The organism is Streptomyces lucensis JCM 4490, assembly GCF_014650035.1.
In the GTDB taxonomy this organism is placed as follows: Bacteria; Actinomycetota; Actinomycetes; order Streptomycetales; family Streptomycetaceae; genus Streptomyces; species Streptomyces lucensis.
Map to the genome: position 1 here is coordinate 119,552 of NZ_BMUE01000015.1, position 18,599 is coordinate 138,150.

General features: G+C 73.6%; 17 protein-coding genes. 1 reads left to right on the top strand and 16 read right to left on the bottom strand.

The window, feature by feature from the left end:
- Position 1 precedes the first annotated feature (1 nt).
- The 7 genes from IE177_RS28195 to IE177_RS28225 form a co-directional block, all read right to left on the bottom strand.
- Entirely contained in the window at positions 2 to 259 is a 258-nt protein-coding gene (locus IE177_RS28195; protein ID WP_190018263.1) for a gas vesicle protein GvpG, read from the bottom strand.
- A gap of 33 nt (positions 260 to 292) precedes the next feature.
- The gene (locus IE177_RS28200; protein ID WP_190018264.1) at positions 293 to 1,063 is read right to left on the bottom strand and encodes a GvpL/GvpF family gas vesicle protein; all 771 of its coding nucleotides are present in this window, start codon (positions 1,061 to 1,063) and stop codon (positions 293 to 295) included.
- Positions 1,060 to 1,482: a gas vesicle structural protein GvpA gene (locus IE177_RS28205; RefSeq protein WP_190018265.1), complete on the bottom strand. Its 423-nt coding sequence runs from the start codon at positions 1,480 to 1,482 to the stop codon at positions 1,060 to 1,062. The genes IE177_RS28200 and IE177_RS28205 overlap by 4 nt, the downstream gene beginning before the upstream one ends.
- Before the next feature lie 73 nt (positions 1,483 to 1,555).
- A complete protein-coding gene (locus IE177_RS28210) occupies positions 1,556 to 1,930 on the bottom strand; it encodes a gas vesicle protein GvpO (protein WP_190018266.1) in 375 nt (124 codons plus the stop codon).
- Between the two features lie 121 nt (positions 1,931 to 2,051).
- Entirely contained in the window at positions 2,052 to 2,987 is a 936-nt protein-coding gene (gene ligD, locus IE177_RS28215; RefSeq protein ID WP_190018267.1) for a non-homologous end-joining DNA ligase, read from the bottom strand.
- Positions 2,984 to 4,831, bottom strand: coding sequence for a transketolase (locus IE177_RS28220; protein ID WP_190018268.1), 1,848 nt, complete (start codon positions 4,829 to 4,831; stop codon positions 2,984 to 2,986). Before IE177_RS28220 ends, ligD begins: the two co-directional genes overlap by 4 nt.
- 509 nt (positions 4,832 to 5,340) lie before the next feature.
- Positions 5,341 to 5,778 carry a phage holin family protein gene (locus IE177_RS28225; RefSeq protein WP_190018269.1) on the bottom strand — a complete coding sequence of 146 codons (438 nt, stop codon included), beginning with the start codon at positions 5,776 to 5,778 and terminating at the stop codon, positions 5,341 to 5,343.
- Between the two features lie 82 nt (positions 5,779 to 5,860).
- Between IE177_RS28225 and IE177_RS28230 the strand changes: the two genes are divergently transcribed.
- On the top strand, positions 5,861 to 6,208 hold the full coding sequence (locus tag IE177_RS28230) for a VOC family protein (protein WP_190018270.1): 348 nt from the start codon (positions 5,861 to 5,863) through the stop codon (positions 6,206 to 6,208).
- Positions 6,209 to 6,213: 5 nt separating this feature from the next.
- Here IE177_RS28230 and IE177_RS28235 read toward each other — a convergent pair whose 3' ends face one another.
- From IE177_RS28235 to IE177_RS28275, 9 genes are all read right to left on the bottom strand, one after another.
- The gene (locus tag IE177_RS28235) at positions 6,214 to 6,765 is read right to left on the bottom strand and encodes a GNAT family N-acetyltransferase (RefSeq protein WP_190018271.1); all 552 of its coding nucleotides are present in this window, start codon (positions 6,763 to 6,765) and stop codon (positions 6,214 to 6,216) included.
- Between the two features lie 32 nt (positions 6,766 to 6,797).
- Positions 6,798 to 7,721, bottom strand: a complete 924-nt coding sequence (locus IE177_RS28240) for a S66 peptidase family protein (protein ID WP_190018272.1) — start codon at positions 7,719 to 7,721, stop codon at positions 6,798 to 6,800.
- Complete coding sequence (locus tag IE177_RS28245) at positions 7,718 to 9,685, bottom strand: S9 family peptidase (protein WP_190018273.1); 1,968 nt, start codon at positions 9,683 to 9,685, stop codon at positions 7,718 to 7,720. The genes IE177_RS28240 and IE177_RS28245 overlap by 4 nt, the downstream gene beginning before the upstream one ends.
- Before the next feature lie 3 nt (positions 9,686 to 9,688).
- Positions 9,689 to 10,993, bottom strand: coding sequence for a M20/M25/M40 family metallo-hydrolase (locus tag IE177_RS28250; protein ID WP_190018274.1), 1,305 nt, complete (start codon positions 10,991 to 10,993; stop codon positions 9,689 to 9,691).
- Entirely contained in the window at positions 10,986 to 11,819 is an 834-nt protein-coding gene (locus IE177_RS28255) for a M55 family metallopeptidase (protein ID WP_190018275.1), read from the bottom strand. Before IE177_RS28255 ends, IE177_RS28250 begins: the two co-directional genes overlap by 8 nt.
- A gap of 135 nt (positions 11,820 to 11,954) precedes the next feature.
- A complete protein-coding gene (locus IE177_RS28260) occupies positions 11,955 to 12,674 on the bottom strand; it encodes a class I SAM-dependent methyltransferase (RefSeq protein WP_190018276.1) in 720 nt (239 codons plus the stop codon).
- Between the two features lie 119 nt (positions 12,675 to 12,793).
- Entirely contained in the window at positions 12,794 to 15,247 is a 2,454-nt protein-coding gene (locus IE177_RS28265; protein ID WP_190018277.1) for an ATP-binding SpoIIE family protein phosphatase, read from the bottom strand.
- A 168-nt stretch (positions 15,248 to 15,415) separates the two neighbouring features.
- Complete coding sequence (locus IE177_RS28270) at positions 15,416 to 17,875, bottom strand: MFS transporter (RefSeq protein WP_190018278.1); 2,460 nt, start codon at positions 17,873 to 17,875, stop codon at positions 15,416 to 15,418.
- A 152-nt stretch (positions 17,876 to 18,027) separates the two neighbouring features.
- Entirely contained in the window at positions 18,028 to 18,471 is a 444-nt protein-coding gene (locus IE177_RS28275; RefSeq protein ID WP_190018279.1) for an SRPBCC family protein, read from the bottom strand.
- Positions 18,472 to 18,599 lie beyond the last annotated feature (128 nt).

The window sequence follows — 18,599 nt, forward strand, 5'->3', positions numbered from 1 at the left end:
GTCACGTCCCGTTGCCTGTGGTGTCGCCGGAGCGCAGCGCGGTCTCCAGCCGGTCGAGCAGTTCGTCCTCGCGCCGGTCGAACTCCTCCTCGGTGATCTCGCCCGCCTCCAGCTCTTCCTCGAGACGGGCGAGTTCGGCCCGTACGGTGGCGGGGTCGTAGTAGATCCGCTCCGCTTCGCTGAGCACCTGCCTGATCGCCCATCCGGCGCCTCGCACCGGTGCGAACGGCAGCAGCAGCACCTCGCCGATCAGTCCCACGGTGTCCCTCCTTCCGTTCGGGCCGGACCGCGTCTACTGCGCTCCGGCGTCGGCGCCGGCCGCGCTGCCCGCGGGCTCGGCGGGGCCGGGCTCGACGAAGCTGTACGGCGGCAGCGGCCCGTTGACCCGCAGGTCGAGGTGGGGGTGGCTGTCGCGGACTTGCTCGACGGCGGCCAGGAACTGCTCGGCCGTGTCCCGGGCGACCAGGAACGACAGGTTGACCAGCCAGCCGGTGGACTCAGGGCCCACGCTCAGCGCGGCGCCGGCCGGCTCCAGCGCGGACCGCACCTCGGCGGCGTCCTCGGACTCCTTGGCCTTGACCGCGGCCGCGACCATCTCGCCGAGCCGGATCTTGTCGTCGTAACCGCCGCCGCCGGCACGCCGGTTGGCCTCGGCGAGGGAGCGGATCTCCGCGTTCTCCGCCATCACCTGGTGCAGGACCGCGTCCTCGACGTGCGTGGCCTTGATGTTGTACTCGACCTTGCCGTCCAGTTCCCGCAGCCGCTCCTGGTAGTGCTGCGACCGGTCGCCGAGCACCTGGACGACGGCGTCGTCGCTGTCGGCGACGCTGCCGAAGCGCATCGGCAGCACACAGCCGGCCGCACCGGCCTCGGCGAGCACGTTCTGGTGCGCGAGCAGGTCCCTGCGCTTGGGGCGCAGCCCCTCGGGTGCGTCGCTGACCACGGCGGCCAGGTCCCCGGCCGTCAGCACGCGCACCGGCAGGGGCGGCTCGCCCACGCCGGTCATGCCTTCGGGGAGCGCGGGGTGCGACCGTGCGGTGATCCCGTAGACGTAGGTGCTCACTCCGACTCCTCCTTACGCCGGGCCGGGGCCTTGCGGGCGCGCGGCCGGGACTCGCCCTGCCCCTCGTCACGTCCCTGCTTGAAGGCGTCGGATATGGTCTCCGCCGCCCCCGAGAGCGCGCCCTTGGACTTGCCGCGGGCGCCGGACTCGGTGACCTCGCCGACGATCTCGGGCAGGCCGGGGCTCTTGCGCGGGCCCGCTTCCAGGTCGAGGCGGTTGCACGCCTCGGCGAAGCGCAGATAGGTGTCGACGCTGGCCACGACGACCCGTACGTCGATCTTGAGGATCTCGATGCCCACCAGGGAGACGCGCACGAAGGCATCGATGACGAGCCCCCTGTCGAGCACCAGTTCCAGTACGTCGTAGAGGCCGCTGCTGCCGCCTCCGCCGCCGGTCTGCTGTGCCGGTACAACGGTCATGCCGGCCGTTCCTCCTTCTCGGTCTTCGGGTGCGCGGTGTGTGGCTGGACGCCGGTCGCGGGATGCGGGCGGCCTAGTGGCCGCCGCCCCTGCGCGCGTCGGCCCGTCCGCGCTCGTAGCGGCGGACGCGCCGGTAGCCGGTGAGCTGACCCTGCAGGTCCAGCTCGACCTGGTAGCTCGCCATGAGGCTCATGGTGTCCGGGACCCGCTCCAGTTCCAGGACCTCCATCTCGAGCGACCATCCGTCCTCGGTCTGCTCGAAGGAGGACACCGACTCCGGGGCGAGACCGGTCAGCTCGCTGAGCTGGGCGCGGGCCTCACGCAGCACCTGCATGGGGGCCGGCCGCTCGGCGGCGGGAGCGTCCTGCGACGCTTCGTCGTCCGTCTGCCGCGCTTTCTGGGTTTTCTGTGAACTCTGCGAATCGGGTGTGTCGTTTGTGTTCGTCATGGCCACCTCTCCCCTGCGTGTGGCCGCTCATCCCCTGGCCAAACATTCCGGGGGCACCCGCCCTCGACGCCGCAGGTGGCAGACGGTCCGCGGGGGGCCGGCCGGGGGCGACGGGCGGCGGTCAGCGGGTGAGCGCCGCGAGACGGCGCCGGGCGGGTCCGAGGGCCCGGCCCCGGCCGGTCAGCGCGGCCCACGGGTCACTGCGGGCCTGGTCGACGGCGTCGGCGATGGTCCAGCGCCGGGCATGGACGTCTGGATCGGCCACCTGTTCCCAGCTTAGGGGCACGGCGACGGGGGCGCCGGGCAGGGCGCGGACCGTGTAGGGGCCGACGGCGGTCTGCGCGTAGCCGTTGCGCTGCACGTCCAGGTAGAGGCGGCCGGCGCGCTCCTTCTTGCGGACTGCGGTGGTGAGCCGCTCCGGGTGCCGGGAGGCGGCCAGCTCCGCGACGTCGTGGGCGAATCGCCGTACGTCGTCGAAGTCGTGCCGCCCGTCGAGGGGGACGACGAGGTGCAGTCCGCGCGAGCCGGTGGTCATCGGGGCGGCGGGCAGGTCCAGCTCGTCCAGCAGCTCGCGCACCCGGACGGCGGCCTCGCGGACCTGGGCGAAGTCGTCACCGGCGGGGTCGAGGTCGAACACGAGCCGGTCGGGGTGGTCCGGGCCGGCGGCCCGGTCGGTGCGGGAGAGCCAGCGGTGCAGGGTGAGACAGGCCTGGTCGGCCAGGTAAAGCAGGGTGGCGGTGTCGTCGCACACGACGTGCGTGACCGTGCCGCCCTCCTTGGCGACCTCGGCGCGGGTGATCCAGTCCGGGTAGTGGCCGGGGGCGTTCTTCTGCATGAACCGCGGCCCGTCGAGGCCGTCCGGATGCCTCTCCAGCATCAGCGGACGGCCCCGCAGGTGCGGCAGCAGGTAGGGGGCGACGCGCCTGTAGTAGTCGGCGAGGTCGCCCTTGGTGTACTGCCCGACGCCGGCTGCCCCGGGGAAGAGGACCTTGCCGGGCCGGTGGACGCGCACCGTGCGACGGCCCGCCCGTATGCTCCGGGCGTCGCCGTCGCTCATCGCACGACCGCCTCCTCCACCAGCAGCCTGGCGGCCGCCGCGATGCCCACGGCGTCGATGCCGGCCGCGTGCAGCTGCTCGTCGGGGGCGGCCGAGCCCGGCATGGTGCGCACGGCGAGCCGGACCAGGCGGGGCACGGGCCGGCCGTCGCCGAAGGCCTCGGCGACGGCGTCACCGATGCCGCCCTCCGCGTGGTGGTCCTCGACGGTCAGCAGGCAGCCGGTCTCCTCGGCGGCCCGGCGCAGGGTCTCCGCGTCGACGGGCTTGACGGAGTACAGGTCGATGACCCGCACCGGGATGCCCTCCTCGGCCAGCCGGTCGGCGGCGGCCAGCGCCTCGTGCACGGTGACCCCGGCCGCGACGACGGTCAGCCGGTCGTCCTCGCCGGAGCGCAGCGTCTTGCTGCCCCCCACCGGGAACTCCTCGCCGGGGCCGTAGATCACGGGGGTCTTGCCGCGGGAGGTGCGCAGGTAGCGGATGCCGTCCAGGCCGGCCATGGCCGCGACCAGCCGGGCGGTCTGGTTGGCGTCGCACGGGTAGAGCACGGTCGAGCCGTACACGGCGCGGAACATCGCCAGGTCCTCCAGCCCCATCTGGGAGGGCCCGTCCTGTCCGATCGCGACGCCCGCGTGCGAGCCGACCAGGTTGAGCCCGGAGCCGCTGATGGACGCCATGCGCACGAAGTCGTGGGCGCGGCTGAGGAACGCGGCGAACGTCGACGCGTACGGCACCCAGCCGCGCGTGGCCATGCCGACGGCCGCGGCGACGAGCTGCTGCTCGGCGATGTAGCACTCGAAGAACCGGTCCGGGTGGGCCTTGGCGAACTCCTCGGTGCGGGTGGAGTCGCCGACCTCGCCGTCCAGGGCGACGACGTCGCCCCGGGCGCTGCCGAGCGCGGCGAGGGCCTTGCCGAAGGCGTCCCGGGTGGCGGCCTCGTCGCCCTGATCGTAGCGCGGTAGCTGGACGGCCTCGGTGGTCGCCGAGCGCATGGCGGCCGCGGCCGGGGGCTCGCTGACGCGCACGTGCAGCTCGCGCGGTCCGCCCAGTTCGGCGATGGCCTCCTCGGCCTCGGGCAGCGGCTTGCCGTGCAGTCCCTCGCGGTCCTCGACGGCCGCGACGCCCTTGCCCTTGAGGGTGCGGGCGAGGATGACGGTGGGCTGCCCGGTGGTGGACAGCGCCTCGCCGTACGCCCGGTCGATCTTGTCGACGTCGTGCCCGTCGATCTGCACCGTGTGCCAGCCGAACGCCTGGAAGCGGCGGGCGTAGGCGTCGAGGTCGTGGCCGTGCCGGGTGGGGCCGCGCTGCCCGAGCCGGTTGACGTCGACGACCGCGATCAGGTTGTCCAGGTGCTCGTGGCCCGCGTGCTCGGCGGCCTCCCACACCGAGCCCTCGGCCAGCTCGCTGTCGCCGCACAGCACCCACACCCGGTATCCGGTGCGGTCCAGGCGCTTGCCGGCGAGGGCGATGCCCACGCCGACCGGCAGGCCCTGGCCGAGGGAGCCGGTGGCCGTCTCCACCCAGGGCAGCCGCCGGGGCGTGGGATGGCCTTCGAGGCGGCTGCCGAGCTTGCGGAAGGTGAGCAGCTCGCCGTCCTCGACGGCGCCGGCGGCCTTGTAGGCGGCGTACAGCAGCGGCGAGGCGTGTCCCTTGGAGAGCACGAAGCGGTCGTTGGCCGGGTGCTCGGGGCGTTCGAAGTCGTAGCGCAGGTGGTTGGCGAGCAGGACGGCCATGAGGTCGGCCGCGGACATCGAGGACGTGGGGTGCCCGGACCCCGCGGCGGCGGCCGCCCGTACGCTGTCCACACGCAACTGCTGCCCGAGTTCGACGAGTTCGGCAGTGTTCATGAGGGTTCTCGGTCTCCTTGCGCAGAGTCGGGAGCGGATTCGGCGGTCCACCGGGGCAGGGGTCGGTGGCCGGGCCGGTGGGCGGGACCGACGCCGGCGGTCACCGTGCGTCTCCCCTCCGGCGGTGCGGCTCGTTCCGTCCGAGGTGTTCCGCGTAACCGGGGCCGGGGCACCCAAACGCCGGGCGGGTCACTCGTACGCCGGTCTGAGCACCCGAACGCCGCCGATCGCTGCGTGCGGCGTTCTGGGGCGCGTCGTCGGGTGCGGGGCCGCTGTGGCTGGGCGCGCGCGGTTCCCCGCGCCCCTGGGTTGGCCTTCCCGGCCTCGGCCCGACGGGGACGGAGCCTGCGGGGCGGTCGGGTGCGGGTTCGTTCGGGCTGGGTGCGCGGTTCCCCGCGCCCCTGGGTTGGGGCGGCTGGGCTCGCCTCGGACGGGGACGGGGCTTGCGGGGCGGCTGTGGCTGGGTGCGTAGTCCCCTGCGCCCCTGGGTTGGCTCGGGCGGCCTTCCGTCAGGCCCTGTGGTGGGGGATGTCCGGGTTGGTGTCAGGGCGGGGTGGGGTGTTCGGGGGGTAGGGCATGCCGAGGCCGCTCGGCGGGGCGGGCGGTGGGGTGCCGCCGATCACGTGCTGCGGCGGCCGGGGCTCGTGGTGCCCGTGGTGCGGATGGGCGGCGCCGCGCAGCAGGTAGGCCACCGCGCCGAGGATCGCCGCGGTGATCAGCGCCGCCGCCCAGCCGGGCAGGCCGATGGCCAGGGCGAGACCCACCGCGAGCGCCACGGCGGCGCCCGCGTAGAGGGCGACGGCGCCGGAGGCGGCATAGAGCACGGCGGTGCGGCGCTGCTTGCGGGTCTGCTCGCGCAGTTCGTCGCGTACCGTCTCGCGTGCCACCTGTGCCAGCTCTTCGACGAGGTGCTTGTCCAGATGTTCCAGGTGATCCAAACGGTCCATACCGGGCGGGTACCCGCCGGACACAGCGGGTAACGCCGCAGCGGCCTGTGCCGTCGCGACCTTCCCAACTAGGCTCGTGCGCATGGACATTCTGGGCGCATCTCTGCGCATCTGCGTCGACGACCTCGACACCGCGATCCCCTTCTACGAGCGTCTGGCGGGCGGCACGGCGCTGCGCTTCGACCGCGGCGGGGTCCAGGTCGCGGCGGTCGGTTCCTTCCTGCTGATGAGCGGCCCCGAGCCGGAGCTGGAGATCCTGCGCAAGGTGGCGGCGACGATCGCGGTGAAGGACGTGGACGAGGCCCACCGGCTGCTGACGGAACTGGGCGCCCGGATCATCGCGGGGCCGGTGCCCACGCCGGTGGGCCGCAACCTGGTCGCGATGCATCCGGACGGGTCGGTGTTCGAGTACGTGGACCAGCGGGGCTGAGCCGGTCAGCCGGCGGAGCGCATCTCGGCGGTGATCGCCCAGCGTTCGTGGTCCCGCCAGGCTCCGTCGACGAAGATCATGTCGGGTGAGAAGCCCTCCAGCCGGAACCCGGCCCCCCGGGCGAGGGCGACGGACGCCACGTTCCCGGGCTGCACGTTGATCTCCAGCCGGTGCAGTCCCAGCGGACCGAACGCGTACCCAATCACCAGGCCCAGGCCCTCGCGCATCAGCCCCCGCCCCGCGGCGTGCGCGAAGGCGCCGTAGCCGAGGGCGCCGCACTGGAAGCCGCCGCGGACGATGTTGTTGATGTTGATGAACCCGGCGATGTCCCCGGTGTCCTTCTCGCACACGAGGAAGCCCTGCCGGGCCGGGTCCTCGATGAGCGACCCGGCGTATCCGGCGTAGGCCTCGTCGTTGTCCGGCGGGAACAGCCACGGCCGGTGCAGGGCCTTGCTCTCCCGGGCCCGTGCGGTGAACTCGGGGCCGTCCTCCAGGGTGAAGGAGCGGATGCCGACGCGGGGGCCTTCGGCTAGGTGGCGGGTGGTGGAGTGCGACATCCGGTCAGCCTACGACGCCCGCGTGATCCGGGTCAGCGCAGTGCGGGCCGGTCCAGCGTCAGCGTGGCCGCGTCCGCGTCGAGTTCGGCCGCCACCCCGAAGGGGATCGTCGACGCGCCCGCGCAGTGGCCAAACCCGAAGTCCTCCACGACCGGGACTCCGAGCGCGCCGAGCCGGTCGGCCAGCAGTGGGCGCAGCTCGGCGTAGTCGTCGCAGTCCTGCCAGGAGCCGAGCAGCACGCCGCGCACCCCCTCCAGCCACCCCGCGCGCAGGAGCTGGGTCAGGTACCGGTCGATCCGGTAGGTCTCCTCGCCCACGTCCTCCAGGCACAGCAGCCCTCCGGCCGCCGAGGAACGGGCCTGCGGGGTGCCCACCTCCGCGGCGAGCAGGCAGAGGCACCCGCCGAGGGTGACGCCCCGGGCCCGGCCGGACACCAGGGGCGTGCCGCCGGAGGTGATGGTGCGGACCGTCTCCGGGGCGAAGAGCGTGGCCCGCAGGTGCTCCTGCGCCCGGGTGTTCTTGACGAAGTCGATGCCGGCCGCCATCGGCCCGTGCAGCGTGACCAGCCCCAGACGGGAGGCGAACGCCTCGTGCAGGACGGTGAGATCGCTGAAGCCGACGAAGACCTTCGGCCCGGCCGCCCGCATCGCGTCCCAGTCGAGCAGGTCGACCATGCGCTGCGCCCCGTACCCGCCGCGGGCGCACAGCACGGCGTCCACGGCGGGGTCGCACCACGCGCGCTGGAAGTCCGCGGCGCGGTCGGCGTCGGTGCCGGCCAGATAGCCGAACTCGTCGTGCCGGTCCAGGACATGGGTCCCGGCGACCGGGTCCAGGTCCCAGCCGCGCAGCACGTCGAGTCCCGCCTGGAGGCGCTCCTCGGGCACCGGTCCGCTGGTGGCGACGACGGCCACCCGCGCTCCGGGAGCGAGCCGGGCCGGGCGTTGCAGTTCCTTCACGTGCTCAGTTCCACCTTCGGGACCTCCGGCGTCGGGGTCAGCCCGAACACCTGGGCGTACAGGGACAGTTCCGCTTCCAGGGCGCGGATCACCGTGTCAGCCCGCCGGAACCCGTGCCCCTCCCCAGGGAAGGCGAGGTAGGCGTGCGGCACGCCCCGGCCCTCGATCCGGGCGAGGAAGCGTTCGCACTGGGCAGGCGGGCAGATGACGTCGTCCAGACCCTGGAGCAGCAGGAAGGGGGCGGTGAGCCGGTCGGCGTGCGTGGTCGGCGAGCGCTCGGCGTACCGGTCCGGCACCTCGGCGATCGGGCCGATCAGCGACTCCAGGTAGCGGGACTCGAAGTCGTGGGTCTCTCCCGGACCCCAGGTGGCCAGGTCGAGGACCGGGTAGAGGATGGTGCCGCAGGCGTACAGGCGGGTGGTGGTCAGGGAGGCGGCGGCGGTCCAGCCGCCGGCGCTGCCGCCCCGGATCGCGAGCCGGGCGGGGTCCGCGGCGCCCTCCTCGGCGAGGGCGCGGGCGACGGCGGCGCAGTCCTCGACGTCGACCACGCCCCACTGCCCGCGCAGCCGTTCCCGGTAGGCCCGGCCGTAGCCGGTGGAGCCGCCGTAGTCGACCTCGGCGACGCCGATGCCGCGGGAGGTGAAGTAGGCGATCTCCAGGTCCAGCACGAGCGGCGCCCGGCTGGTGGGACCGCCGTGCGCCCAGATGACGTAGGGCGGCAACTCACCGTCCGCTCCGATGCGTTCGGGGTGGTGCGGCGGGTAGAGGCGCGCGTGCACCTCACGGCCGCCGGGACCGGTGAAGACGCGGCGCAGCGGTTGTGGGTGGTAGGCGGGGTCGACGGGGTCCCGGTGCCGGGCCCCGATCGCGCGGGCGCGTCCGCTCCTGGTGTCCAGCTCGATCACCTCGTGCGCTGTGTGCGGGCCGGCGCCGACGGCGACCACCCGTTCGCCGTGCGCCGCGAGGGTCGAGGCGAACTCGGTCCACGGTCCGGCGACGTCGACGACCTCACCGGAGTCCGGGTCGAGTATGCCGAGCACGGCGGAGCCCCGGCCGTGCACGACCGCGATCAGCCCGTTGTCCAGGGGCGCGAACCAGCGCAGGCCCAGTTTCCACAGCGGTCCGGCGAACTCCTCCTCGCGCGGGCACAGCGGGGTGCGGTCCTGGTACAGGTTCCACCAGCCTCCGCGGTCGCTGGCGTACAGCAGCCTGCCGTCGGCGGACCACTCGACCTGGGCGACGGACTCGTCCGGTCCGCCGGCGACGGTCCGCGCGTCCCGCAGGGTGCCGTCGTCCGCGACGTCGGCGACGAGCAGTTCCGTGCCGTCCCACGGCATGCGCGGATGGTCCCAGCCGAGCCAGGCCGCCCGCCGGCCGTCCGGTGACAGACGCGGTCCGGTGACGAACCGGTGGTGGGCCGGGACGAGTTCGCGCACCGCGCCGCGGTCGCCGGCGGCGGAGCCGTCCAGGGGCACGGCGGCCAGGACGCGCCGTACGTCGTCGGGGCCGTCGCCGGTGAACTCCTCCAGCACGCACCACACCTCGCCGCGCGCGAGGTCCACCCGCGGCTCGGCCCAGCGCAGCCCGCCGCCCACCGGGGACACCGGCGTGAGCGGCAGCGGTTCGCCGCCCGGCTCGTACCGGTACAGCCGCTGGTCGGCGAAGTGCACGAACACCACGAGGGGCCGGCCGTCGACCGGCACGCCGGTCCAGGGCCGGCCGCCGTACTCGATGACCCGGCTGCGCACGTTCCAGGGCGCGGCCAGCACCGGCTCCTCGACGCCGTCGGCCCGCCGTCTGACGAGGGCCCGCCGGCCGCCCTCGCCGGGCCGGGGCTCGGTCCACCAGACCTCGTCCCCGACGTACCCCACCCACTCGGGATGCCCGTCGTGCGCGGCTGCCATCGCCGCGTCGACGGGCGAAGGCCACGATCCGTACGGTGACTTCAGCATCCGCTCCCCCATCGTCTACGCCGTCCGCAGGAAGCGGTCCAGCACCTGCACGCCGAAGTGCAGCGCCTCCACGGGCACCCGCTCGTCCACGCCGTGGAACAGCGCCTGGTAGTCGAGGTCCTCGGGCAGCTTCAGCGGGGCGAAGCCGTACCCGGTGATGCCGAGCCGGGAGAACTGCTTGGCGTCCGTGCCGCCCGACATGCAGTAGGGCACCACGTGTCCCTCGGGCGCGAACTCCTCGACGGCGGCCCGCATCCGGGCGAACAGGGCCGAGTCGACCGGCGCCTGGAGGGCCACCTCGTGGTGCGCGAACTCCCAGGTGACGTCCGGACCGGTCAGTTCGTCCAGGGTGGCACGGAACTCCTCCTCGGCGCCCGCCAGGTACCGGCCGTCGATGTGGGCGACCGCCTCCCCCGGGACGACGTTCAGCTTGTAACCGGCGTCCAGCATGGTCGGGTTGGCACTGTTGCGGACGGTCGCCTCGACCAGCTTGGCGGCCGGGCCGAGCTTCTCCAGCAGCCGGTCCACGTCCGTGAGGTCGGCCTCGATGCCGTATAGCGCGGCGAGTTCGGTGAGCGCGGCCCGCACGGTCGGGGTCAGTCTGAGCGGCCATTCGTGCTCACCGATGCGGGTGACGGCGGCGGCGAGCCGGGTCACCGCGTTCTCCCGGTTCACCTTGGATCCGTGCCCGGCCCGGCCGCGCGCGGTGAGCTTCAGCCAGCCGGTGCCGCGTTCCCCGGCGGCGATCGGGTACAACTGCCTTCCGGCGCCGTCGTGGAAGGTGAAGGCGCCGGACTCGCTGATGCCCTCGGTGCAGCCCTCGAAGAGTTCGGGGTGCCGGTCGGCCAGGAATCCGGAGCCGTCCTCGGCGCTGGCCTCCTCGTCCGCGGTGAACGCGATGACGAGGTCCCGGCGCGGCCGTACGCCCTCCCGGGCCCAGGACCGGACGACCGCGAGGATCATCGCGTCCATGTTCTTCATGTCGACGGCGCCCCGCCCCCACACGACGCCGTCGCGGACCTCGCCGGAGAACGGGTGCACGCTCCAGTCGGCGGCCTCGGCGGGGACCACGTCGAGGTGGCCGTGGACCAGCAGGGCGTCGGCGGAGGGGTCGGTGCCCTCGATCCGGGCGACGACGTTGGTCCGTCCCGGTGTCCGCTCCAGCAGCAGCGGCTCCAGGCCCGCGCCGGCCAGCCGCTCGGCCGCGTACTCGGCGGCGGGCCGCTCCTGGCAGTCCCCGCCGCCCCGGTTGGTGGTGTCGATGCGGATCAGGCCGGAGGTGTACTCCACGACCTCGTCCAAGGCCTGCTGGTCAGCCATACTGCTCCTCCACGGCGGCAGAGACGATCGTGGTGACCGCCTTGAACGTCCTGATCCCCTCGTACATGGTGGCGCTGGTGTAGGCCACCTTCCGTTCCCCGGTCCGCGCCACCCCGGGGACGACGGTCGCGGCCATGGCCAGGTGCTCGGCGTCGAACTCCACGGCGACCGTGTGCGGGCCCGCCCGGTCGGGTTCGCGGCGCACCGCGAGCCGTGCGGCCTCCTTCGCGGCGGCGCGGATGTCGGCGGCGGTGCGGGCCGGGGTGCGGCACACGGCGGCGTACCGCGAGACGTGGTCCTTGACGGCGACCTTCAGTGCCTCCGGGGCGTACCCGAGGGCGTCCTCGCAGGCCACGTCGTCGCCGGTGACGAGCACGACGGGGACGCCGTACTCGGCGACGACGTGCGCGTTGAGCAGGCCCTCGCTCGCGCGGACGTCGTCCAGCCAGACCCCGGTGATCTGGTTGGCGAGGTAGGTGTGGGCGAGCACGCCCTCCATGCCGGCGCCGGCGTGGTAGCCGACGAAGGCGACGCCGTCGACGTCGCCGTGCTGGACGCCCTCCACCATGGACAGGGCCTTGTGCCGCCCGGTGAGCATCTCCACCCGCTCGTCGAGCCGCTCCAGCAGCAGGTTCCGCATGGACCAGTGGGCCTCGTTGACGAGGACCTGGTCGGCGCCGCCGTCGAGGAAGCCGGTCGCGGCGGCGTTCACGTCGGAGGTGAACATCGACCGGCACCGCTCCCACTGCGGTGTCCCCGGCAGTACGTCGGCGGGCCAGGTGACGCCCGTGGCCCCCTCCATGTCGGCACTGATGAGGATCTTCATGCTGCGTCACGTTACGCGCCGGGAAGCGGTCAGGCTACGACCCCGACCCCGCGAAACGGACGGCCGCCGGCCGGTCCCCCGCGGGCGCGGCGGGACCGGCCACGCGGCCCGCCGGCCGGGGGTCTCGGGCCGAGGTCACCGTCCGGCCAGGACGAACCAGCGCGCGGGCAGGTCCATGCGGGTGCCGTCCGTCAGGTACTCGGTCTGGGGCAGAACCGTCTCGCCGTCCGCGAGGATCTTCAGGCCCGCCTCGGCGAGCAGGCGCGGGATCTCCTCGTCGTCGGCGTCGGCGGGCTTGAGCCCGTGGTGGAAGACGCGCTGGAGTTTCGGGGGCGGGCCGGCCGGTCCGGACGCGGCTCGCTGGAGGACGTCCCGGGACCCGGAGGTCAGTTCGACGACGAACGCGCGCCCCTCGGTGCCGATGATCCGGGCGACGGCGGCGGCGACGGCGGAGCGCGCGGCCGGTTCGCTCTGGTGGATGACGGCCCGCATGTAGACGTTGCTGTCGCCGAGCCGGTCGTGCAGGGCGCGTACGGCGTCGGCGTCGGTGAGGTCGAGCTGCTGGAACTCTACGGTGTCGCCGTCCGTGCCGCGGCGGGCGTGTTCGACGGCGGCGTGCGAGAGGTCGACGCCGACGGCGCGGGCGAACCGGGTGGCGAGGAACCGGGTCTGGGTGCCGTTGCCGCAGCCGAGGTCGACGATGGTGCGGGCGGGGTCGGCGTACGGCAGGAGCAGGTCGCTGTGCGGCTGGGCGCTCAGGGAGGGGTCGGCGTCCCATATCGCCTCGCCCAGGGCGTCGGATGTCTCGCTCCAGTAACTCTCCCACGCGTTGCGGTACTTGTCCGAGACGTTCATGCGTTCTCCCCACGGGTCGGTTGCGTGATCGGGATATCGCGCCGACCGGGGGTTGGGCAAGGGGTCGTGTGTCCGGTCCTGGGCCGGGACAGCCCGACGGTGCGTGGGACGTGCCGTGTTCAGTGCCTTGCGGTGACGGTCTGCTCGAACCAGACCGTCTTGTGGTGGCCGGCTGCGCTGGCGCCCCACTCCCGGGCCAGCCGGCTGACCACGCGCAGTCCGCGCCCCGCATCGTCGTGCGGGCCGGCGCCGAGCATGGCGGGCAGGGCCGGCTCGTCGTCGGTGACCTCGAAAAGCAGCGCGTCGGTGCGCACCACCCGCAGCCCGATCCGGTCGCTGCGCCCGTGCCGGACGGCATTGGTGACGACCTCGCTTACCAGCAGTTCGGCCGTCTCCACCGCCTGCGGCAGGCCCCAGGCCAGGAGCCGTTCACGGACCAGCCGGCGGGCCCGGGGCACCTCGGCCGGATCGCTCTCCAGCCGCCACTCCGCCACGTGCTCGTCGGGGATGCCGTTGAGGCGGGCCATGAGCAGGGCGACGTCGTCCTTGCGGCCGCCGCGTGTGTTGAGGGCGCGGATGATGGTGTCGCACGCGTCGTCCATCGAGGCGGCGGGGTGCGCGGCGGACTCGCAGAGCGCGGCGAGGCCCTCGCCGATGTCGGAGCCGCGCACCTCGACCAGACCGTCGGTGCACAGCACCAGCCGGTCGCCGGGCGCGACCTTGACGCGAGAGGTCTCGAAGGCCACGCCGCCGACCCCTATGGGCGCTCCGGTGGGCAGTTCGAGGAGCTCGCTGCTGCCGTCCTCGGCGCGGACCAGCACGGGCGGGATGTGTCCGGCGTTGGCGAGGGTCAGCTCGCCGCGGATCGGGTCGTAGACCGCGTACAGGCAGGTGGCGAGGTAGTTGTCGCCGAGCCGGCGGGCCAGGTCGTCGAGGTTGCGCAGCAGTTGGGCGGGCGGGGTCTCCATGGCGGCCATGGTCTGCACGGCGGTGCGCAACTGTCCCATCATCGCGGCCGAGTTGAGGCCGTGGCCCATGACGTCGCCGACCACCAGGGCGGTGCGCGAGCCGGGCAGCTTGATGGTGTCGAACCAGTCGCCGCCGATCCGGCCGAGCCGGGTGCCGGGCAGGTAGCGGGTGGCGACGTCGCACCCGGCCATCCGCGGGCTCACCTGCGGCAGCATGCTGTCCTGCAGGGTGTCGGCGACGTTCTCCTGGTAGGTGTACATGCGGGCGTTGTCGAGCACGAGGCCGGCGCGGGCGGCGAGTTCGGCGCCGGTGGTGCGGTCCATGTCGTCGAACGCCGGGCGGTCGGGGCGGCGCATCAGCACCATGAAGCCGAGGACGACGTTGCGCGCCTTGAGCGGGACGATCAGCAGGGACCGGCCGGAGATCAGCGGCCTGAGGTCGCGCTTCTCGAACTCGCCGGCGATCCGGCCAGCCAGTTCCTTGGTGACCCTCGGGATGAGCACCGGCTCACCGGTGACCATGCACTGGTAGAACGGCGTGTGCTCGGGGAAGGCGAAGGCCTCGCCGACGGGCACCGTGTCGTCCCAGCGGCCCGGTTCGTCGTTGTGCTCGACCCAGACGCGGAACATCACTGTGCTGGCGTCCGGCGGGCCGTCCGGGAAGCCCTCGCCGGCCAGGACCGCGGCGCGCAGGTGGGTGCCGGCGAAGTCCGTGAACCGGGGCACGGCGGCGCTGGTGACCTCGCGGATGGTCTCGCCGAGGTCCAGGGAGGTGCCGATGGCGGAACTGACCTCGTTGAGGAACTCCAGCCGCTCGCGCACGGCGGCGTACTCCAGGTCCTGCTCGGCGCCGGCCGGGACCGGGACGGCCACCACCCGTTCCCGGGGTGCGGCGGCCTCGGCACGGGTGCGGCCCGGGCGGCGGGGCACACCCCAGTACGGGGTCACGGGCACCCGGTCGAACTGGCTGAACTCCAGCACGGGGTAGCCCAGTTCGAGGACCTGGGAGACGATGCGCCCGCTGAGGCCGGGACCCATGCTGGGCAGGATCTCGGGCAGCCGCCGCTCCAGTTCCTCGGAGGCCGGCAGTTCGGTGTGGCGGGCGAAGCCGGGCGAGATGCGCTCGGCGGTCTCGTCGTCGTAGCCGCGTTCGTCGCGCAGCCGGGTGGCGTCGGCGGCGAGCACGAGCAGCCCGGAGGTGCCGGGGCCGACCAGCGGGTAGGCCCACCAGAGCACGTCGAGCCGTTCGCCGTCCGGTGCGTGCCGGTCCGGGGAGAGGCGGGCGCGGCCGGCCGTGGCGTAGGCGCTGGCGCCGCCGAGCGAGGCCTCCAGGTCGGGGCCGGGCCCGTCGTACTCCTCGTAGGCGTCCGGCATGGCGTCGACGTGCGGGTCCTCGGGCAGGGCGCCGGAGACCGGCAGCAGGTCGGCCGCGGGCCGCCCGACGGCGTCCTCCCGGTCCACGCCGAACAGACGCCGTACGCCGCTGCTCCAGTGCGAGACCAGGCCGGTGCGGTCGACGACGACCACGGCCAGCGCGATCCGGCCCGCCGCGGTGTCGCCGGCGCCGCGCCCGGGAGGTGTGTCCCGCTCGCTGCCACGGTCCATGGCCCAGGCCCTCTCTCCCCACGGCTGTCCGCAAACGATCTGTGCCGCCCCGCGACTACGGTACGGCGGCGGCCGGTGGCGATGTGTGGCAATCCTTGAATTGGTTTCACGTGTTCGCACCGGCGCGCGGCCCGGCGCCCCGCGGCGCCCCCGTCTCCTCGCCCCCGGTCAGTCCTCGTGTCCCAGCTGCAGGTCGCGTTCGGTACGGCCGCCTCCCGCCACCTGGAGCACGGTGGCGACCGGCGGGTAGCCCGCGGCGATGACGGTGTACTCGCCGGAGGAGAGGTCGACGAACCGGAACGTCCCGTCGGTCGAGGTGGTGAGGGTGTCGACGACGTTGCCGGCGGCGTCGAGGAGCGTGACCCGGGCGTCCTCCACGGCGCGGCCGCCGCTCGCCCGGACGGTGCCCTTCAGCACGGCGCCGCCCGCGAGTTCGACGTCCTGGCGGGTCTCCCGGGAGGCCTGCACGGTGACGGGGAGCGCGGCGGGCCGGAAGGCGGGGGCGCTCGCGGCGAGGGTGTACTCGCCGGCGACCAGTTCGGTGATGACATAGCCGCCCTCGCGGCCGCTGCGGGTGGCCGCGACGACCTCGCCGTGCACGTTGGTCAGGGTGACGGTGGCGTCGCGCACGGGGCTGCCGTCGGCGGTGACGACGGCGCCGGCGAGCCGTCCGGCGCCGCCGAGGACGACGTCGAGCTCGACGGGCCGTTCACCGACGGTGACGGAGACGGCCTGCGGCTGGTGCCCGCCGGCGGCGGCGATGAGCACGTACGACCCGGAGCCGGGGGTGCTGAGCGCGTACCGTCCGTCCTCGCCGCTCGCGCCCCGGCCGATCTGCTGTCCGGCGACGTCGATGAGGGTGAGGGCGGCGCGGGGCACCACGGTGCCGTCGGGGTGCTGCACCGTGCCGCAGACCGGGATCCCGGCGGGGAACGGCGAGCGCGACGGGCTGCCGCTCCCCTCGGCCGGCGGCTGGAAGCGGGCCTGCGGGATGGGGGCGCCTGCCTGCGCGGTCTCCTGGTCGGCGGCGGGGGCGTTGTGGGACACCAGTGGTTTCTCCTTGAGGAAGAAGGCGATGAACAGGCCGAGGGCGAGCACCGGGACGAGGTAGAGGAAGACCCGGGGCATGGCGTCGGCGTAGGCGCGGATGTAGGCGTCGCGCAGGGCCGGGGGCAGCGCGTGGACGAGCTGCGGGGTGATGGAGTCGGCGTCGGGCAGCCGGACGCCCGCGCCCGGGGGCAGCTCCTCGCGCAGCGAGTCGGTGAGCCGGTCGGCGAAGAGGGTGCCGAAGACGGCGGCGCCGACGCTGCCGCCGATCTGCCGGAAGTAGTTGTTGGCGCTCGTGGCGGTGCCGAGGTCGGCGGGACGCACGGAGTTCTGCACGGCGAGGACCAGGACGGGCATCACCATGCCGATGCCGGTGCCGAGGACGGCCATCCAGATGCTGTAGTGCAGCCGGGGCGTGTCGGCCTCGAGCCGGGACAGCAGCCACATGCCGACGGCGGCGACGGCGCTGCCGAGCACGGGGTAGATCTTGTAGCGGCCGGTGTGGCTGATGAGCTGCCCGCCGATGATCGAGGCGCCGACGATCCCGGCCATCATGGGGAGCATCAGCAGCCCGGACTCGGTGGCGCTGGCCCCGTCGGCCATCTGCAGGAAGGTCGGCAGGTAGCTGGCGGCGCCGAAGAGGGCGACGCCGATCACCAGGCCCACCAGGCCGCTGATGTTGAACACGGAGTCGCGGAACAGCCGCAGCGGGATGAGGGGTTCGGCGGCGAAGCGCTCGGCGACGAGGAAGAGCAGGGCGGCCGCGGCCGCGCCGGCGCCGAGCCCGAGGATCTGCCGCGAGCCCCACGCGTACTCGGTGCCGCCCCAGCTGGTCAGCAGGACCAGGCAGGTGGAGGCGGCGGCGAGCAGCAGCGCGCCCGGCACGTCCAGGCGCCCGCGGGAGCGCGGCCGCGGGAGCTTGAGGACGACGGTGACGACGGCGAGGGTGACCAGGCCGAAGGGGACGTTGATGTAGAAGCACCAGCGCCAGGAGAGGTGGTCGGTGAAGTAGCCGCCGAGCAGCGGGCCCGCGACGGAGGCGAGGCCGAAGACGGCGCCGATCAGGCCCATGTAGCGGCCGCGCCGGCGGGGCGGCACGACGTCGGCGATGATCGCCTGCACGCCGATCATCAGTCCGCCCGCGCCGACGCCCTGCACGGCGCGGTAGGCGATCAGCTGGTCCATCGACTGCGCCCGGCCGGCGAGCGCGGAGCCCACGACGAAGACGGCGATGGCGAACTGGAAGACGCCCTTGCGGCCGAACAGGTCGCCGAGCTTGCCGTACAGGGGCAGGCCGATGGTGGAGGTGAGCAGATAGGCGGTGATCGCCCAGGACATCCGGTCCAGGCCGCGCAGCTCGCCGACGACCTTCGGCAGGGCGGTGGCGACGATCATCTGGTCGAGCGCCGCGAGGAGCAGCGCGAGCATCAGCCCGAGGAAGACCAACCGCACACGTCCCGCGCCGAGTTCGGCGGCGGGCGCGGGCGGCGGCGCGGCGGGCGCCTCCCCGGCAGCCCCGGTCTCCTGCGCCGCGGCCGGCGTCACGGCCGGCTCGTGCTCCACCAGCGTCGTCCGGCCCACGTACCTCTCCCCTCGTCGCCCCAGTCACGTTTACCGCGCAAGGCGACAACTGCGAACAAATGCGGAGAGTTACGGCACCGCCAGAGAAGGCGCGGAGATCCACTCGAACCGGTGAAGGAGCCCAACACCCCTTCACCGGCAGCGGATTGGTGCTACTTCTCGACCTCGGTGGCGAGGCGCTCGAGTACGGCGTCGTAGATCCGGCCGAGGCCCTTGGGGGCGAAGGTCTTCTCGAAGAAGCCGCCGATGCCGCCGGCACCGTTCCAGGTGGTGGTGACGACGACCCGGGACCTGCCCTCACCGGCCGGGGTGACGCGCCAGGTGGTGACCATGGAGGAGTTGCGGTCCTTCTCGACCAGCTCGCCGTCGGTGGGCTCGGTGACGTCCAGGAGGCAGTCGCGCACCCGCTTGCTGGTGGCCTGGAGCTTCCAGTGGACGAGGGTGCCCTCGCCGTCGCCGCCCTCGCGCACCTCGTACTCGCTGAACTGCTCGGGCAGCACCTTCCGCCGCGTGCCGCGGTAGTCGGCGAGGGCGTCGAACACCTTCTCCGCGTCCGCCGCGACGACCCGCTCGGTAGTGGCCTCGACCTGCGCCATTGCATTCCTCCAGGACCTGGTTGCTCGGGGTTGGGGCAAGCCAACCACCCCGGTGGCCGGGCCCTCAAATCGGGGACCGCACGATCATGGGAACACATGTTCTATTGTGTGGGCAGTGCTACCGAGGA

Excerpts from the sequence above, each read along its gene's own strand:
- IE177_RS28235 (WP_190018271.1), bottom strand. The coding sequence starts at position 6,765 with ATGTCGCACTCCACCACCCGCCACCTAGCCGAAGGCCCCCGCGTCGGC.
- IE177_RS28225 (WP_190018269.1), bottom strand. The coding sequence starts at position 5,778 with ATGGACCGTTTGGATCACCTGGAACATCTGGACAAGCACCTCGTCGAA.
- IE177_RS28245 (WP_190018273.1), bottom strand. The coding sequence starts at position 9,685 with ATGGGGGAGCGGATGCTGAAGTCACCGTACGGATCGTGGCCTTCGCCC.
- IE177_RS28275 (WP_190018279.1), bottom strand. The coding sequence starts at position 18,471 with ATGGCGCAGGTCGAGGCCACTACCGAGCGGGTCGTCGCGGCGGACGCG.
- IE177_RS28260 (WP_190018276.1), bottom strand. The coding sequence starts at position 12,674 with ATGAACGTCTCGGACAAGTACCGCAACGCGTGGGAGAGTTACTGGAGC.
- IE177_RS28250 (WP_190018274.1), bottom strand. The coding sequence starts at position 10,993 with ATGGCTGACCAGCAGGCCTTGGACGAGGTCGTGGAGTACACCTCCGGC.
- IE177_RS28255 (WP_190018275.1), bottom strand. The coding sequence starts at position 11,819 with ATGAAGATCCTCATCAGTGCCGACATGGAGGGGGCCACGGGCGTCACC.
- IE177_RS28220 (WP_190018268.1), bottom strand. The coding sequence starts at position 4,831 with ATGAACACTGCCGAACTCGTCGAACTCGGGCAGCAGTTGCGTGTGGAC.
- IE177_RS28230 (WP_190018270.1), top strand. The coding sequence starts at position 5,861 with ATGGACATTCTGGGCGCATCTCTGCGCATCTGCGTCGACGACCTCGAC.
- ligD (WP_190018267.1), bottom strand. The coding sequence starts at position 2,987 with ATGAGCGACGGCGACGCCCGGAGCATACGGGCGGGCCGTCGCACGGTG.
- IE177_RS28205 (WP_190018265.1), bottom strand. The coding sequence starts at position 1,482 with ATGACCGTTGTACCGGCACAGCAGACCGGCGGCGGAGGCGGCAGCAGC.
- IE177_RS28210 (WP_190018266.1), bottom strand. The coding sequence starts at position 1,930 with ATGACGAACACAAACGACACACCCGATTCGCAGAGTTCACAGAAAACC.
- IE177_RS28265 (WP_190018277.1), bottom strand. The coding sequence starts at position 15,247 with ATGGACCGTGGCAGCGAGCGGGACACACCTCCCGGGCGCGGCGCCGGC.